Annotated in this window: 13 protein-coding genes; 9 read left to right on the forward strand and 4 right to left on the reverse strand. The window is 63.1% G+C overall.

Translation table 11 applies throughout. The annotated features are described in order from the left end of the window. Positions 1 to 14 precede the first annotated feature (14 nt). Together AF337_RS09760 and AF337_RS09765 are read left to right on the forward strand one after the other, a co-directional pair. On the forward strand, positions 15 to 626 hold the full coding sequence (locus AF337_RS09760; RefSeq protein WP_049732011.1) for an ABC-type transport auxiliary lipoprotein family protein: 612 nt from the start codon (positions 15 to 17) through the stop codon (positions 624 to 626). Positions 627 to 773: 147 nt separating this feature from the next. Then, positions 774 to 2,027 (forward strand): sensor domain-containing diguanylate cyclase, encoded by a 1,254-nt coding sequence (locus tag AF337_RS09765; RefSeq protein WP_049732012.1) that lies wholly within the window; start codon positions 774 to 776, stop codon positions 2,025 to 2,027. 12 nt (positions 2,028 to 2,039) lie between these two features. On the opposite strand, the gene AF337_RS09770 is transcribed toward AF337_RS09765, so the two are convergent. Then, entirely contained in the window at positions 2,040 to 2,915 is an 876-nt protein-coding gene (locus AF337_RS09770; protein WP_049732013.1) for a D-alanyl-D-alanine carboxypeptidase family protein, read from the reverse strand. A 367-nt stretch (positions 2,916 to 3,282) separates the two neighbouring features. On the opposite strand from AF337_RS09770, the gene AF337_RS09780 reads away from it, so the two are divergent. Then, entirely contained in the window at positions 3,283 to 4,029 is a 747-nt protein-coding gene (locus AF337_RS09780; RefSeq protein ID WP_049732015.1) for an aminoacyl--tRNA ligase-related protein, read from the forward strand. Positions 4,030 to 4,194: 165 nt separating this feature from the next. Then, entirely contained in the window at positions 4,195 to 4,695 is a 501-nt protein-coding gene (locus AF337_RS09785; RefSeq protein ID WP_049732016.1) for a P-loop nucleotide/nucleoside kinase family protein, read from the forward strand. 42 nt (positions 4,696 to 4,737) lie between these two features. Here the strand turns inward: AF337_RS09785 and AF337_RS09790 are convergent, their stop codons facing one another. Continuing rightward, positions 4,738 to 5,298: a cysteine hydrolase family protein gene (locus tag AF337_RS09790; RefSeq protein ID WP_049732017.1), complete on the reverse strand. Its 561-nt coding sequence runs from the start codon at positions 5,296 to 5,298 to the stop codon at positions 4,738 to 4,740. Between the two features lie 222 nt (positions 5,299 to 5,520). Then, positions 5,521 to 12,543: an apolipoprotein A-IV repeat region-like domain-containing protein gene (locus tag AF337_RS09795; protein WP_049732018.1), complete on the reverse strand. Its 7,023-nt coding sequence runs from the start codon at positions 12,541 to 12,543 to the stop codon at positions 5,521 to 5,523. A gap of 464 nt (positions 12,544 to 13,007) precedes the next feature. Here AF337_RS09795 and AF337_RS09800 point away from each other — a divergent pair, with 464 nt between their 5' ends. After that, positions 13,008 to 13,391, forward strand: a complete 384-nt coding sequence (locus AF337_RS09800) for an Hpt domain-containing protein (RefSeq protein WP_082336774.1) — start codon at positions 13,008 to 13,010, stop codon at positions 13,389 to 13,391. 201 nt (positions 13,392 to 13,592) lie between these two features. Next, positions 13,593 to 13,913, forward strand: a complete 321-nt coding sequence (locus tag AF337_RS09805; RefSeq protein WP_049732019.1) for a 2Fe-2S iron-sulfur cluster-binding protein — start codon at positions 13,593 to 13,595, stop codon at positions 13,911 to 13,913. A gap of 311 nt (positions 13,914 to 14,224) precedes the next feature. Here AF337_RS09805 and AF337_RS09810 read toward each other — a convergent pair whose 3' ends face one another. Continuing rightward, positions 14,225 to 14,851 (reverse strand): DUF922 domain-containing Zn-dependent protease, encoded by a 627-nt coding sequence (locus AF337_RS09810; RefSeq protein WP_049732020.1) that lies wholly within the window; start codon positions 14,849 to 14,851, stop codon positions 14,225 to 14,227. A gap of 101 nt (positions 14,852 to 14,952) precedes the next feature. On the opposite strand from AF337_RS09810, the gene folP reads away from it, so the two are divergent. The 3 genes from folP to folK are packed head-to-tail and all read left to right on the forward strand — an operon-like array spanning position 14,953 to position 16,695. Beyond that, positions 14,953 to 15,822, forward strand: coding sequence for a dihydropteroate synthase (gene folP, locus AF337_RS09815; RefSeq protein WP_049732021.1), 870 nt, complete (start codon positions 14,953 to 14,955; stop codon positions 15,820 to 15,822). Then, on the forward strand, positions 15,819 to 16,184 hold the full coding sequence (gene folB, locus AF337_RS09820; RefSeq protein WP_003586182.1) for a dihydroneopterin aldolase: 366 nt from the start codon (positions 15,819 to 15,821) through the stop codon (positions 16,182 to 16,184). The genes folP and folB overlap by 4 nt, the downstream gene beginning before the upstream one ends. Continuing rightward, positions 16,177 to 16,695, forward strand: a complete 519-nt coding sequence (folK, locus tag AF337_RS09825) for a 2-amino-4-hydroxy-6-hydroxymethyldihydropteridine diphosphokinase (RefSeq protein ID WP_049732022.1) — start codon at positions 16,177 to 16,179, stop codon at positions 16,693 to 16,695. Before folB ends, folK begins: the two co-directional genes overlap by 8 nt. Positions 16,696 to 16,760: the final 65 nt, after the last annotated feature.

The raw sequence follows: 16,760 nt of genomic DNA on the forward strand, positions 1-16,760 counted from the left end.
AGGGGTAGCCTAATATGGTCGCATCGCATCTGTTGTCGCGCCGTTCTTGGATCAGGGGAACGGTGATCGCGCTGCCGCTGACGGCGCTGATCCTTTCCGGGTGCGGCACCGCGGCCAAGAACGATACCTATGACCTGTCCGCCGCAGTCGACGGCGACGGACCTGCGGCCAAATCCCGCCAGATCCTGATCGCATCACCAACGGCGCTGAGTGCGCTCGGCAGCGAGCAGATCGTCATCCGCGTATCGTCTTCGGAAATCCAGTATCTCTCGAAGGCGCAATGGGGCGACAAGCTGCCACGCATGGTGCAGTCGAAGCTGGTGGAAGCCTTCGAGAACTCCGGCAAGCTCGGTGGCGTCGGCATGCCGGGGCAGGGACTGGCGATCGATTATCAGGTCGTCACCGATATCCGCTCCTTCGAGATCGACGCTTCGAACGGCAACCAGGCGGTGGTCGAAATTTCCGCCAAGATTCTCAACGACCGCAACGGCTCGGTGCGCGCCCAGAAGGTGTTCCGCGCCATGGCGCCGGCCGGTGGCGACAATGCCGGCTTCGTCAAGGGCCTCGACCGCGCCTTCTCCACGGTGGCCTCCGAGATCGTCAACTGGACGCTGCGCTCAATCTGAGATGGCCTTTGGCGGCGGCTGCGTCGACATCGAGAGTTGCCGATTCTGAAAAATATTTGGTCCCATGAGGCTGGGGCTGCCATCGTATTCAATTTCTTCACGAATTTGTGGAACGCATCATGTTATCGCTGTCAGGAGGCACACTGCATGGTGGTCGCACGCGTATTCGGAAAATCGTCGTCGGAAGCGATCCAGCGTGAAAACGACCGTTTGGCTGCGCTGCAGCAACTCGATCTCCTCGACACGCCGAGGGACGAAGGCTTCGAGCGGATCGTCCGCCTGATAAAGCAGATATTTTCCATTGATATCGGCATCGTATCCCTGATCGATGGGCACCGGCAGTGGTACAAGGCCTGTTCCGGCCTTGCAGCCGATGAGGTGTCGCTCGAGGACACGTTCTGCCGCTGCGTCGTGGATTGCGACGAACCTGTTATCGTGCAGGATGCCACCAAGGATGCGCGCTTTTCAAAACATTCCGCAGTGACGGGCGAGGACCATATCCGCTTTTACGCCGGCGTGCCGTTGAGAACGAAAGCCGGGCACATGATCGGCACGGTCTGCGCGATCGATCGCCGGCCAAGATCGTTCGGCAGCAGAGACCTTGCCATTCTCAAGGAATTGGCGGGGGCGGCGATGGACCGTCTCGAACTCGTGCAGTCGGCCGCCACCGACAGCCTGACGGAGGCGATGACGCGGCGCGCTTTCAAGCAGGAAGCGGATCAGCTGATTTCGATTTCTTTGCGGCACCAGCATGACCTGTCCTGCATCGTCTTCGATATCGACCATTTCAAGCAGGTGAACGACAGGCATGGGCACGCCGCCGGGGACGAGGTTCTCAAGGCGGTAGCATCGATCTGTAAGGCGACCCTTCGCGCCGGCGATCTTTTCGGGCGTATCGGAGGCGAAGAATTCGCCGTCGTCCTGCCGCATGTCGATCGGGAAGGGGCTATCGCCGTCGCCGAAAAGCTCAGGGCCGCCATCGCCTCGCAGCCGATCCGCGGCGATCATGGCGTCCTGCATGTCACGGCGAGCTTGGGAAGCTCGGCGCTCTCGATCGTCAGCAAGGACATCGAGACCCTGCTGGCCCAGGCGGATGCTGCGATGTATCAGGCCAAACACGGCGGCCGGAACCGCTGCGTATCATGGAGTTCGATTCATGCCGACCATGCGATCGGCGCTCGGCGACGGGTGCTGAAGGCAGGTTCGATCCTCTTCAATGATCGGCGCTCGACCATCGACTGCACCGTCAAATCCATCGGCTCGGAAAGCGCCGGCATTTCGGTTTCGAATTCGGCCGGCATTCCTTCCGAGTTCATTCTTGCCATCAAAGGAGAAGCATTCGAAACGAATTGCAAGGTGATCGCCCAGGACCGGCAGCACCTGGAAGTGGCTTTCAGATAGACAGGATACAGCCTACTTCGTCGGCTGCGCATCCGTCATCGTCGCTCCCGGCTGTTTGCCTGGTGTCGTGGATGCCGTGGCGGTCGAGGACGACGGAAGCGTGCTATCCAGCAGGCCTGCCATCTTGTCATCGCGCAAGCTTGCAGTCTTCTCGCCCATGACGACGCCGACGACGCGGCGGCCATCCTTCAGCGCCGACGTCACGACATTGTAGCCGGATGCATCGGTATAGCCGGTCTTGATGCCGTCGACGCCGTCATAGCGATACATCAGATTGTTGTGACCGCGCAGCTTCATGCCGCGAAACTGGAAGCCGCGCATGGAGAAGAGCTTGAACTCCTCGGGAAAGTCCCGCATCAGCGAGAGGCCGAGGGTCGCCATATCACGCGCCGAGGTGACCTGTTCGGGATCGGGAAGGCCCGAGGGATTCTTGAAGACCGTGTTCGACATGCCGAGTTGCCGTGCCTTGTCGGTCATCGCCTTGGCGAAGGTCTGTTCGGAGCCGCCGAGCTGTTCGGCGATCGCCACGGCAGAGTCGTTGGCAGACAGGACGACGATGCTTTCGACCGCTTCGCGCAGCGTTACCTGGCGGCCGGCGCCGACGGCGAGCTTGAAGGGCTCCTTGCTCTCGGCATTTTCCGACATGGTCAGTTTCTGGTCCCAGCTGAGACGCCCCTCATGCAGGGCCTCGAAGGCGAGATAGAGCGTCATCATCTTGGTCAGCGACGCCGGATAGTTCAGATCGTCCTGATTGGAGGCTTCGAGAACCTGACCGGACTGCGCATCGACGACGAAGCTTGCCTGGCCGGCTTGAGCCTGGGTGAATGCGCCCACCAGCACGGCGGAAGAGAGCGCGGTGGCAAGGAGCCGGGAGGTCGTCTTGGTCATCGATGTTACTGTCTCTGTCGTTGAACGGAGGGGAGCCGTTGGCTAAACGCAAGCGGATCGAGAAAGTTTGTGACAAAATGAAGGACAGGCAGCAATTAAAAAGCCCCATCCACAGCTGATTCATTTTGTCCCACCGTCTTGGGTTTTGACAATGGCGCGCGCGGCCCATAGAAAATTCATCATGAGCATGAAGCGCGCGCCTTTCTCCGGCCATTTCAGCACCTGCCTGCAGGTCGCGATTATGCGCGCTTTCGACGGACGAGGTCTCCGCGTCCTGCTGTGACGTTGGGCGCTCCAGGCGTCCAGCGCACGGCTGGACGTAAAGCCCCTCACCACGTCTATCAAGGCTGCCAGGGAGACAGGCACCGTGCTCAATCTTTATCATGTCAATTCGCTCGTCCATTGGGAGGAGCGCGAGATCCATCTGCGCGATCATATGATCGGCTTCTTTTCGCAGGAGGTCGGCCGCTTTCTCAGATCGGTCAATCCGGCCTGGGATGTCAGGAGGGTCGAGGCGCCGGCGCTGATGCCGCGGGCGCTGGTTTCCAACGCCTATTCGAACGCCGATATCTGGGTCCAGGAGCGGCTCTCCCCCGGCGATACCGCGCTGGTGCTGAGGCCGGAGACCACGCCGTCGACCTATGCCTACATGCAGCATATTCTCGGCAATCACTCGAAGACGCGGATGCCGCTCTGCGTCTGGCAAGCCGGCCGGTCCTATCGCCGCGAGCAGGAGCAGCCGACCAAACACATGCGGCTGAAGGAGTTCTGGCAGCTCGAATTCCAATGCGCCTTCACCGCCGACAGCGGCAACGACTATCACGCCGCCTGCCTCGAACCGGTGCGTCGGATGATCGCTTCGCTCATCCATCTGCCGACGCGGATCGTGCCCTCCGACCGGCTGCCCGCCTATTCCGAGGTGACGATGGATATCGAGGTCGACAATGGCGACAAGTGGATGGAGATCTGCTCGATCTCGCGGCGCACTGATTTTCCGCAGCGCTACCGGTCGCAACCGAAGGGACCGGCCATCGACCATGACGTCCTCGTGCTCGAAATCGCCATCGGCCTCGACCGTTGCATCTATAATTGGGGCATAGCGGCCGATCGGTGAGAATGGGAGCCGGGATCGCGCTGCGGTCCCGGTTTTTCATGCAACGGTGCGGTTGGACGCGAGCTGTGGTCGCTTGCCCGTCTTGAACGTTCGGGCGTCTCGTTGCTACGATTGCTGTATCTCCCTGGCCTGCCGTGCATTCCTTGAACAACAGTAGGAGAAACCATGCTGATTATCTTTGGCGGTTTGCCGGGGTGCGGAAAAACGACTCTGGCCCGCGCGCTCGCGAAACGGCTGGGAGCCGTACATGTGAGGGTCGACACGATCGAGCAGGCGATCAGAGCCGCAGGTGACCCTTCAAGAGAGGTCGGTCCGGCAGGTTATGTCGTCGCCTATGGGGTTGCCGAGGACAATCTCACGCTCGGCAGCGTGGTGATCGCCGACTCGGTCAATCCGCTTGAGATAACCCGCGACGCCTGGCTGGCGGTCGCGGCGCGGTCTGCGGTGACCGCGATCGAGGTCGAGGTGATCTGCTCCGACAAGATCGAGCACCGCCGCCGGGCCGAGACGCGTAAAACCGACGTCGAAGGTCTTGTCAAACCGACGTGGCAGCAAATCGTCGAGCACGTCTATGAGGACTGGGGGCAGAGGCCGATCGTTGTCGATACGGCTGCGAAGAACGTGCAAGAGATCGTCGATGCGCTGATCGTCAGGCTGGGGAATTGATCGCCCGCTTCCGGTTTGATTTCAAGTCGGGCATGCAGAGTTTTAAGAGAAGGCGATGTTGGCGGCAGGGCGGATATCCACCGTCGCCTTGCCTGCATCGAAACCGTCGAGCGTTTCATTGTGGTGGGCGACAATCTCGGAGAAGGTGAGGGTGGCTGTGTCGCCGGTGGTATGACCGTCGGCAATCAGCGTCACGTCGTATCCGAGCGACAGGGCGCGTCTGACCGTCGTGTCGACGCAGAATTGCGACATGCAGCCGCCGATGACGAGGTGGGTGACCGAGCGTTCGTCGAGGCGTTCGGCGAGGTCGGTCTCGAAGAAGGAGTCGGAGCTTTTCTTGCGCACGACGACCTCGCCTGGTCCCGGCGCAATCTCCCGCCGCAGCGCCCATCCTTCCGTGCCGACCGCCAGTCGATGGCCGCTATCGCCGTCATGTTGGACCAGCACGACCGGCGCGCCCGCCTGCCGGGCTTTTTCTTGAAGCGCGGCCAGCCGCGAGACGGTCTCGTCGAGTGCGCTATCAATCTGAGGCTGCCGCTCCGGTGAGGCTTTTCCGGAGAGGATCGCATTCTGCACGTCGATGATCAGAAGGGCCTGGGTCATTCGGGGGAGGTTTTCCTTGCTTGTCGCCAGAGAGATCCTAATGCATGTCGCCCGGAAGTGTGCAGCGGTTCCGGAATAATGACATGCATAAAAACAAAGTACTAAAGCGCGCCGCATGAATCAAATTTGATGCGACGCGCTTTAGCCGCGCTGGCATCTTACGAGAAAAGCCGCCTGACCCATGTTCAAGCGGCTTTCCCTCTTCAATTCAGATCGGCAAACTCAGCTGAGCCTGCCGGCTGCATGGGCGAGCATGGTGTAGACCTTGCCCGTATCCGAGGTCAGGTAAGACTGTGTGACGGTCTGGTTCGGGTCGGTGCGGGCGACGTCGGCGAGCAGCTTTTCGAAATCACCGATATAGCGGTCGACGGCGGTGCGGAATTCCGGTTCGCGGTCGTATTTGCGCTTGATCTCGTCGAAGGTCTGCTGGCCCTTCAGCGTATAGAGGCGGCGGGTGAAGACGTCACGCTCGCCGCGCTGATAACGCCGCCAGAGATCCACCGAGGCATCGTGGTCGATGGCACGGGCGATATCGACCGAGAGCGAGTTCAGCGATTCGACGACGTGGCGCGGATTGCGGCTGTCATTGCTGCGCGCGGCCGGTGCGGCGGTTTCCGTCGGGCGGGCCGGGGTACGGGCAGGCGCCTCGTCGGCGGCCTCCTCACGCGATGCGCCGCGCAGAAGATCGCTGATCCAGCCGCCGCTTTCCGGACGGGCCGGTTCCTGGCGGCCTACTTCCTGACGGCTTGGCTCCTGACGGGTGGGGGCAGGCTGCTGAGCGGCGCGCTGTGGGGCGGCAGCCGGTGCAGACGGGGCGATCGTTCCGCGCAGACCCGTCGCTTCGATTGGCGGACGCGCCACCGGTTGCTGCGGCTGGGCTGCGACCGGCTGGCTTGCGACTGGCTGGCTTGCGGGGGGCTGGGCGGCACGTGGGGTCGGCTGCGCCTGGGCGAGCGTGCGGGCGACGGGTTCGGAGATCTCAAGCTGCTGGCTGGAGCGGCCGACAAGCTGGGAGATGTCCTGCAGCGCCTTGATCTGCTCGGCGACGGCCCGGCGCATGGCCGAGGCGCTTTCCTTGGCTTCCTCGGGAAGGTCGAAGGCCCCGCGCTTCAATTCGGCGCGGGTGGCGTCGAGCTCGTTGCGGATGTCGGCGGCGGAGCGGCGGATATCATCGGTGGCGCCGGAGAAGCGGCCGACGGCATCATCGATCGCCTCGCGCAACGCTTCCCGCATGTTCTGGGCGGCACCGTCGGAGGCGCGGCCGGCTTCGCCGAGCATGCGCTCGACTTCCGACAGCGAGGCCGTCAGACCGCCACGAATACGGTTGGAGAGATCGCCGGAGCGGCGCTCGACATTGGCGAAGGTGCCGTCGATCGTCGTATTGGCCTCGTCGCCGGCGCGGGTGATCGCCTCGCGCATCGTCTCGGCGGCTTCCTGGGCGCGCTTTTCGGTTTCGGTGAGAATACGGCCGATATCGGCGAAGGAGGATTGCACGCCCTGGCGCAGATTGCCGGTGACCTGGTTGGAGCGCTGCTCCGCCCGCTCGAATACCGTCTCGATCATGCCGCCGAGGCCGCGCATGGTGTTTTCGATCTCGTCGGAGCGCTGGACCAGGCTGACGGAGAGAGCCTGCAGCGCGCCTTCGCGCTCCTCGAGCGTCGAGGCGAGGTTGGACTGGGCGGCGCCGAGAAGCTGCGAGGCCTGGGTCAGGACCTTGGAGTGTTCGTCGAAGCGGCCGATGATGCCGCCGACCTGCGACAGCGTCTGGCCCGAAATGTCGGAAAGACGGTCGACCTTGCCTTCGAGAAGCCGGGTCGAGGCGTTGACCATCTCGGCAGCCTTGGTGGTGGAGTCGGCAAAGCGCGTCGTGGTTTCACCGAGACGGCTGTCGACGCTCGCCAGCTGCTCGGCGGCGCGGTTCATCATCATCGCCATCGCCGCGCTGCTTTCCGACATGCGCTCGACGAGGCCGTTGACGTTGCCGACCAGGCTGTTCTCGATGGCGCTGACGGCATTGGCGACATTCTCGGTGCGGGCGGCAACGGCGCTGGCGAGCGCTTCGTTTTCGGCGCGCAGACGATCGGCGCTGAGGTTGGCCGCGGCGGTGATGCGGGCGGCGGCCTGCTCGCCGGCATCGGTGTAGCGATCGATGATCGGACGGGCGGTTTCGTCGAGGATGCGCGTCAATTCGACCGAACGGCCCGCCAGCATCGAGTTGAGGTCGCGGGTGCGCTCGTCCAGCGTCGCGCGGATCGAATTGCCGCGCGCTTCGAGCGCCCGGTCGATCTCGGAGAAGGTCGTATCGATCTCGCGGGCACGCTCTTCGAGATTGGAGCGGATGGCGCTGCTGCGGGCTTCGAGCGCCCGATCGACATCCGCCATGGTGGCGGAAATCTCGCTTCCGGCTCCCGACAGCGTCGAGCGGATGGCATCGCCGCGCGTCTCCAGAGACTGGCCGGCATCCGACAGTGCCTTGGAGATGGCATTGACCTGCGTGCCGACGATGGTCTCTGCCTCGGCAACCTTGTTGACGATGGCGTTGCCGGCTTCCGAGAAGGTCTGGGCGACGGCAGCGGCCTGGCTTGCGAGCCTGCTCTGAGCTTCAGCGACGCGGGTGACGATCTGCGACGAACGCTCATCCATGGTGCGGGTGAATTCGTCGCTTTTGGCATTGAGATCCACGGCGAATTGCTGGCCGGTCTTGCCAAGCAGTTCGGTGGTTCTCGTCGCTTCGCCTTCCATTCCCTGAGCCGCTTCGGCAACCGCGCTGCGCAGCGTCGAGGCGAGGCCGGCGGCCTTGCCTTCGATGGTGCGGTTGACGGCATCGAGGCCGACGGTCAACGCACGGTCCATGGTGGAGAGACGTTCCTCGATGCGCTCATTGCCGCGGTCGAGGGTTTCGCCAAGGCTCATAGTGCGGCCGTCGATGGCGCCGGTCAGGCTAGAGGCACGGCTGTCGAGCGTCTCGGCCAGATTGGCGGTGCGGCTGTCGATCGCCTGCGTGAGGTTTGCGGCGCTGCCGTCGAGCGTTGCCGAGATACGCTGGTTGGCGTCGTCGCTGAGCGCACCGAGACGGGAGATGCCGTCGGCAAGCACGCCGGAGAGCTGGCCGCTGGCGGCTTCGACCTTTTCGGCAACGCCGCCGACGCCGTCGCGGATGCGGGTCTCGATCGCCGCAAGTCCGGATTCGACACGCGATCCGGTTTCTTCAAAACGGCCCGTCAGGCTTTCCACCGACTGATCGAGTTGGGCGGAGAGATTCTGGGTGGAGCTGGAAATCGCATTTGCCGCCTCCTGGAAGCGGCCGGCGATCTGGCCGGCGCCGGCATGCATGCGGTCTTCCAACGTCTGGGCGCCGGCATCGATGGCCTGGCGGATCGCGGCTTCACGATCCTCCAGCGACATTTCGAGCATGCTGACGCTCGTCGCCACCGAGGTGCCGATGCTGGTCGCGTGTTCGGTCAGCGTATCGTTGATCAGCGCATGGGCCTGGTTCAGCGATAGGTCGATGGCGTTGGCGCGATCCTCAAGCGTCGTGCGGATGCGCTCATGGGCAGAGGTGAGCCCGCCTTCGATGCGTGCCGCGGCCTCGTCGGCGAGGCCTCCGAGCCGAACATGGGCATCGGTCAGACGGCCTTCAATGCGGCCGGTCAGGCCGCCGACGAGATCCTCGAAGCGGGCGCCGCCGGCATCGAGAACGCCGGACAGGGAGGCACTATGTTCGGAAAGCGCATTTTCAAGCCGCTGCTGATTGTCGGTGTAGGCGGCGCGGATCGCATCGGTCTTGTCGGTGAAGGCGCCGGCGACGCGTGACTCGGCGCCGGAGACGGCCTCCATGATGGCATTGCTGCGCGCTTCGAGCACGCTGTCGAAGCGGCTCTGGTTGTCGTCGAGCGAAATGGCGAGCGCCATGGTCTTTTCGTCGAGCGTGTCGGTCAGCCTGTCGTGCGTTGCCGTCACGGCGCCGATGATCGCAGCGGTGCGGTGCACCAAGGCTTCCTCGAGGCGGGCCTGGCCTTCGTTCAGCGAGGTGGCAATGGCCGCCGCCTTCCGGTCGAGCACACCGTTCAGGCCGTCATGCGTGCCGGCGACCGCCTTGGTGATGGCGTCGGCGCCTGTTGTCAGCGTCTCTTCGAGACGGCTCTGGCTCTCGTTCAGCGAAATGGCAAGCGCCATCGCCCGGTCGTCGAGCGTCTCGGACAGTCGGTCGTGGGTGGCGGAGACCGCATTGAGGATGGATTCCGAGCGGCCCTCCAGCGTGTCCTGCAGGCGGCTGCGACCCTCATCCAGGGAGGCGGCGATGGCTGCCGACTTTTCGTCGAGCGTTTCCGAAAGACGGTCATGCGTACCGGACACGGCCTTGAGGAAGGCTTCGGAGCGCGCTTCCAGCGTGTCTTCGATCCGCGACTGGCTCTCATTCAGCGAGATGGCGAGCGTCATCGCCTTTTCGTCCAGCGTTTCGGACAGACGGTCATGGGTGCCGGAGACGGCGTTCAGCAGGGCTGCGGAGCGGGTTTCGAGCGTCTCGTCGATGCGGGCCTGGCCTTCGCTCAGCGCGGTGGCGAAAGCTGCCACCTTGCCTTCCAGCGTTTCCGACAGGCGGTCGTGGGTGCCGGAGACGGCGTTCAGCAGAGCCGCCGAGCGGGTCTGGAGCGTGTCTTCGATGCGGGCCTGGCTCTCGCTCAAGGAGGTGGCGAAGGCCGCCGCCTTTTCGTTGAGGGTTTCGGCAAGACGGTCGCGCGTGCCGGACACGGTGTTCAACAGCGCCTCGGCACGCGTTCCCAGCGCATCCTCGATGCGGGCATGCCGCTCGTCGAGCGAGGTCGTAAGGGCGGCGGCCTTGCTGTCCAGTGTTTCGGACAGGCGATCATGCGTGCCGGAGACGGCGTTCAGCAGGGCTGCGGAGCGGGTCTCGAGCGTATCTTCGATGCGGGCCTGGTTTTCGTTGAGCGAAATGGCAAGCGCCATCGCCTTTTCATCGAGCGTCTCGGACAGGCGGTCATGCGTGCCCGATACGGCGCTCAGCAGCGCTGCGGAGCGGGTCTCAAGCGTATCCTCGATGCGGGCCTGGCTCTCGTTCAGGGAGATGGCGAGCGCCATCGCTCTCTCGTCGAGCGTCTCGGCAAGACGGTCATGGGTGCCGGAGACGGCGTCGATGATGGCGTCAGCACGCGTGGTCAACGCCTCTTCGAAGCGGCCGTGATGGGTGGTGAGTGCCTCCACCAGTGCACCACCGCGCTCTGCCATGACGCTGTCGATGCGGCCGTGGGCTGCGCCGAGCGCCTCGGTGATCTCTGCCGCACGGGCCGCAAGCACGCCGCTCAGTTCCTCGGCACGGCCGCCGAAGGCCGCGGTCACCTGTTCGGTGCCGGCGGCAACGGCGGTCGTCAGATCGGTGGTGGTGCTGCGCAGCGTGTCGCGGAATTCGGCCGAGCGGGCCTGAAGATTGTTCTGCAGATCGGAGGTGCCTGATGCAAGCGCCAGCGTGAGGTCTGAGGTGGCGCTCTGCAGCGCCGAGGTCAATTCGCCGGTGCGGCTGCTGAGCGCGGTGGTGATTTCGTCCGCCCGGGTGCCGAGCGAGCTTTCCAGCATTTCATGGCCGGTGGCCAGCGTAGTCGCGAGCGCCAGCGACTGGTCGGTCATCGAGGAGCCGAGCCGGTCGATGCTGGAACTCAGGATGCCGTCGATCGATTCCGAGCCGCCGGTCAGCGTCTCGTTGATGCGGGCGAGGCTTTCCATCAGCTTGGTGTCGAGCGAGCCGGTGCGTTTGTCGAAGGCGCTGGTGAATTCGGCGACGCGTTCGTCGAAGGCGGTGGACAGCTGGGCAACGGTCGTCTGCAGCCGCTCTTCGAAGAAGCCGGAGCGGACGTCGAGATCCATGACGGCATCGTCAGCGGTGCTCTGCAGGCTCTGGCGGAAGCTCGCGCCCTTTTCATCGAGGGCGCTGTTCAGCTTCGACAGCACGTCGTCGAGCGTCCCGCCGATGGTGCGTTCGCCCGATGTCAGGCTCTCATTGATCTCGCGGGTGCGGGCGATCAGGATCTCGCTAAGCTGCTGCGTGCGCTCGTGCAGCGCGGCATTCAGCTTCTCGGTGCTGCTGTCCATGGTCGATGCGCGTGTTTCGAACTGGCTGAGCAGCCTTTCGCCATGGTCGTTGAGGTTGACGGAGAGCGCTTCGAGGCGGTTGTCGAATTCGGTGGCGAGCGCGAAACCCGATGCGTTCAATGTCTGCAGCAGGCTATCGGTCTTGGCGGCGAGCAGGCTGCCTATCGATTGCAGGGCGTTGTCGGATTTTTCCAGAATTGTCGCCGCGCGCGTATCGATCAGCGAGGCAAAGGCTTCGCCCGATGTGGAAAGCCGCACGGCGATCTCTTCGGTCGCAAGCGACAGTTCTTCCTTCAACTGGTCGTGGACGCTGCCGATCGAGGTGCGGATGCGGTCGGCATGGTTGACGATCGCCTCGCGCTCGGAGCCGAGTTCGTGGACGAGACCGCGGACGCGCAGCTCATTGTCGGCATAGGAGCGTTCAAGTGCATTGACTTCGGAATGGACGAGCGTTTCCAGCTCGGACGCACGCGCGATGGTGCGCTCGATGCCTTCATTCATGGCCGAGACCTCACGGCGCACGGCCTGGCCGACGGTCATGATGCGCTCGGAAGCGATGGTTTCCGGTTCCGCCAGACGCAATGCCACCTCCGCCATGGAACGGGCGGCGTTGCGCATGTCCTGGGCGCGGGCGATCATGATGGCGAAAGCATAGAACATCATCACCGGAATGATGATGCCGACGAGGCCGGCGATGACGCCGGGCAGGGCGACGAGATCGGCGAGCGAGCGGATCTGCCAGATCTGCGGCCCATAAAGCAGCGACATCAGGCCGAGGCCGCCCAGGACCCAGAGCACTGAGAACAGCGTGGCGGTGCGTACCGCCGAGCGGCTGGAGGCGCCGTCGAAGGATTTCAGGATCGAGGCGGGCGTGTTGCGGCTGGCATCGTTGGCAGGCGCGAAAGCCGGCCCCCTGGAAGCCTGCTCGGCCCCGGCGCTGCGGCGGTTGCGGCGTTGCGCTTCTTCCTGGGCCTGCTGGTTACGCGCATTCACTGGATCAGACACATTAGCCTCCGGGGCCTCGGGCGCGTCGCCGCGGCGAGACGGCACGTTATCTTTGCCGAAGTCGATCTGGAGCGCCTCGTCCAATGCCTTGAACGCCTTGTCCTCAATCGACTCGTTATATTTGTTGTTCGCCATTGGTTATGCCTCGTTACTGTCGGCCGGTCCGGCAGCGCAATCCCGGGCTTCCGCCTCACCCGAGGAACAACTTTGCCGTTCCAGCCTTCCATCCCAACGACGGACGGATAAGCATGTCATTTCAGAGTAGATAGCCGCTTTTTCAAACGGAAGGTATCAAAACACTACCATTATCCACTCGCTCGGCAAAGGCGCGTACCATAAACCCGCTCCACCAGTATCGTAGTGACACATCTGGGCTCCTCACACAATTAATGAAGGCTTGAGATTCAAGGCTCGTTAACCCGTTGTTAACATCTTTAAATCCGCGGCACCGCTTAAAAACCAATAATTTAGGGGTATTTAACGGATGTTAACCATATGGCGAGATTTCCGCCCCGAATGTGCCGGAATTTAACGTGATGGCCACCCTCCTGGCGCAGAACTGTTGCAACTGCGCACGACACGAGACGGGAGAATTGGCAATGGCAGCTCAGATGGCAGCATTGAACATCGTATTCGAGGCGCCGGATAATGCAAAGGGACCCTGTCCCTCGAAGGTCCGACCGATCGATCTCGTCCATCTCGCCAAGCAGACGATGGGCGACAAGTCGCTGGAAATCGAAGTCCTTCAGATGTTTGCGCGCCAGGCTCGCGCATGTCTGCAGGATATTGCGAGCGGCGAAACCATCCGCGTCGGCGCGGCTGCGCACCGCCTGAAGGGCGCAGCAAGCTCGGTCGGCGCGTTCCGCGTGTCGCAGACGGCCGAGGCCGTCGAGGAAACCGGCGGTGACGCCGGGTCGACGGCTGCGCTCGGTGCCGCCGTCATCGACGCCGAGAATTTCATCCTGAAGCTCTGCCGCGGCTGATCCCTGTTGGAGATGCGTTCGAATGAGGCCCGTTGTTCCATTGCGGAACCTCGGGTCTTTTTGCGACGTCTTGCATGACGCTTTGAAGACGGCGGACGAAGGCCCGATCTGCGAGGTTAGGGCGACTTTCCCGATGTTGACTGACGCGTCGAATTGTCGGAAGAAAATCCGCCCATCATTTGAAGACCGGAAATAGTCCTGATGCCCAAACTTACCATCGTCGCCTTCGACGGCACGCGCTTCGACCTCGACGTCGACCAAGGCTCCACCGTCATGGAGAATGCCGTGCGCAATTCGGTGCCCGGCATCGAGGCTGAATGCGGCGGCGCCTGCGCCTGCGCGACCTGTCATGTCTATGTCGACGAGACATGGACCGAGCAGGTCGGCCAGCCGGAGGCGATGGAAGAGGATATGCTCGACTTCGCCTTCGATGTGCGCCCGACCTCGCGGCTGTCCTGTCAGATCCGCATGAAGGCTGCCTATGACGGCCTCGTGGTGCATGTGCCGGAGCGCCAGGCTTAACGCCTGCGCTTCACCTTCGCCGGTATACGATCCAGAAAAAAGACGCCTCGCGCGCTGGTGCGAGCGAGGCGAGGCGGGCGCATTACCTACGGATGAGGGAGGAACATCCGCGGCTTCGGAACGCGCCAGGAGAACCCAGCGATGAAAGAGCATATGCCGTAGCTGCACTTTCGAATGTGTTCATATTAACGCGTTCCGGTTGAGTCTGCCAGGATGAAAAATGACCATTCAATCACTGGGGAGGGGGCAAGTTTCGCACAGGTTTCGTTGTGCAGCTAAGGTTTTCCGCTCGCAACCAGACTGAAAAAGCCTTATTTTGCGCCGGCTCGGCCATTGATTCGATTGTTCAGTAACCTCAGCATGCGCTTCTGGAAATTGACCGCCTCGACTCGGTCGAATCGCGCCTGCTGCCGATCGTGCTCCTCTATACCGCGAGCTGATTCGCCCGAGACGAGTTCCTGCATGGCTTCGCAGCTGCGCTGCTGCGGCAGGGCGCGGATGGCGCGTTCCATGGCGCGGGCCTGATCGCGGGCGATTTCGGCATGGCGCTCCTCGTGACGCTTGATATCGCTCGACAGGGCGTCCCAGATCATCGACAGCTCCTTGCTGGCGCCCTTGCGGCTGTTCCAGCGCGGCAGGATGATCTGGGTGTGGACCGTGACCTTGACGTTGCCGACGCGGCAGCGGCCATTATCCTGGATATAGGTGGCTTCACCGCCGAAGCGGATCTTCGTTGCGCCGGGGTGGCGCGCCGAGGACCCGCTCGACGTCGGCCCGCGCCGGCTGAGTTCGCGATCGAGCTCATCCGCGGTTTTGCCGCGAATGTCGAAATAGGAATAGCTTTTCGATGCAATCACTTCTGCTTGCACTGGGCTGCAGACGGAAAGAGCAATGGAAAAGGCGATAGGAAGGACCATATAACGCACTGCAAGCGGCATTCTGTACGCAACCCGTGTTGAAATCGACCGGAGCTTGGGGCATAGCCACCGCAAGCGCAATATCGGATGGCGCTTTTTTCGCGATCGATGGGATAAGTCTGGTGACAGGGTTCGAAGGCAGTTTATGGCGTGTGGGCCATGGCCGGGAGATTGAACTCGGCCGTCGGTCTCTCATCATGGCGATCATCAATGTGACGCCGGACTCCTTTTCCGACGGCGGACGCTTCGAAACCGTCGATGCGGCGGTCGAGCATGCGCTTCGGGCCGTGAGCGAGGGTGCCGGGATTATCGATATCGGCGGCGAATCGACCCGGCCGAACGCCGCTGCCGTCAGCCCTTCCGAGGAGCAGGCGCGTGTGCTGCCGGTCATTGAGGCACTGCGCGGGCGCACCCAGGCGCTGATCTCGATCGATACTTACCGCGCCGAGACGGCGCGGCTTGCGGTCAGTGCCGGCGCCCATATCGTCAACGACGTCTTCGGGCTGCAGAGGGAGCCGGATATCGCCGACATCGCGGCGGCGACCGGGGCCGGGCTCTGCATCATGCATACCGGCCGCGACAGGGCGAAGCTTCCCGACGTGATTGCCGATCAGGTGCATTTTCTCAAACGGTCGCTTGAGATCGCCCAGGCAGCCGGCGTCAACAGCGAGCGCATCGTGCTCGATCCGGGCTTCGGCTTCGCCAAGGAGACGGCGGAGGAGAACCTGGAATTGATGGCGCGGTTTTCCGAACTTTCCCGCTTCGGCCTGCCGCTGCTTGCCGGGACCTCGCGCAAGCGCTTCCTTGGCGCGGTGACGGGGCGTGAAGCGGCAGACAGGGATGCGGCGACGGCGGTCACCTGCGCCCTGCTCAGGCTTCAAGGGGCTGCGGTTTTCCGGGTGCACAATGTCGCAATCAACAGGGATGCGCTCGATATCGCCGATGCTATGCTGAATGCGCGCCAGGAATTCGAGAGGAAGCGGCCGACATGACCACCTACACGATCACGCTGCAGAACTGCGCCTTCTTTGCGCGCCACGGCGTGCATGACGAGGAGGAATTCCTCGGCCAGCGCTTCTTCGTCGATGCCGAGCTGGATGTCGTCGCCGGCGAGGCGCTGAAAAGCGATTCGATCGACGACACCGTCAATTACGGCATCGCCTTCACGGTGATCGAGGGAATCGTCACCGGTAAGCGGCGCTACCTGATCGAGGCCCTGGCGCTCGATATCGCCAAAGGGCTCTGCGAGACATTCCCGCAGGTCCGGCGGGCGAAGATCACGGTGCGAAAGCCGAACGCGCCGGTGCCCGGCGTGCTCGATTTCGTGCAGGTGAGCGTTGAGCACTTTGCCTGAGACCGCATGGCAATCGGCCACACTCGGCCTCGGCGGCAATATCGGCGATCCCGTGAAGGCGATGGCCGCCGCATTGCAGCGGCTGGACGCACGAGACGACTGTCGGGTTACGGCGGTCTCGCGGCTCTATCGCACGCCGCCTTGGGGCAAGACCGACCAATCCTTCTTCTTCAACGCCTGCGCTGCCGTCGAAACCAGACTGGAGCCTGAGGCTTTACTCGATGTCTGCCTGTCGATCGAGCGGGAGATGAAGCGCGAACGTATCGAGCGCTGGGGGCCGCGCACACTCGATATCGACGTGCTGACCTATGGCGACGTCATCCAGGAGGCGCCGCGGCTGGAACTGCCGCATCCGCGCATGACCGATCGCGGTTTCGTGCTGACGCCGCTTGCCGACATCGCGCCGGGTCTGCTCGTCAGGGGCAGGGCGATCAGTGATTGGCTTGAAGATGCCGAAGTGGCGGGCATCGAAGTCGCCGATAGCAGCCGCGACTGGTGGCTCCGGAGCTGAGGCGAAAATCCTGAAACGGAAAACGGCGGGAACCCCGCCGCTTCAGGAAAATCCGCTGTGGCACT

The organism is Rhizobium ecuadorense (assembly GCF_001187535.1).
In the GTDB taxonomy this organism is placed as follows: Bacteria; Pseudomonadota; Alphaproteobacteria; order Rhizobiales; family Rhizobiaceae; genus Rhizobium; species Rhizobium ecuadorense.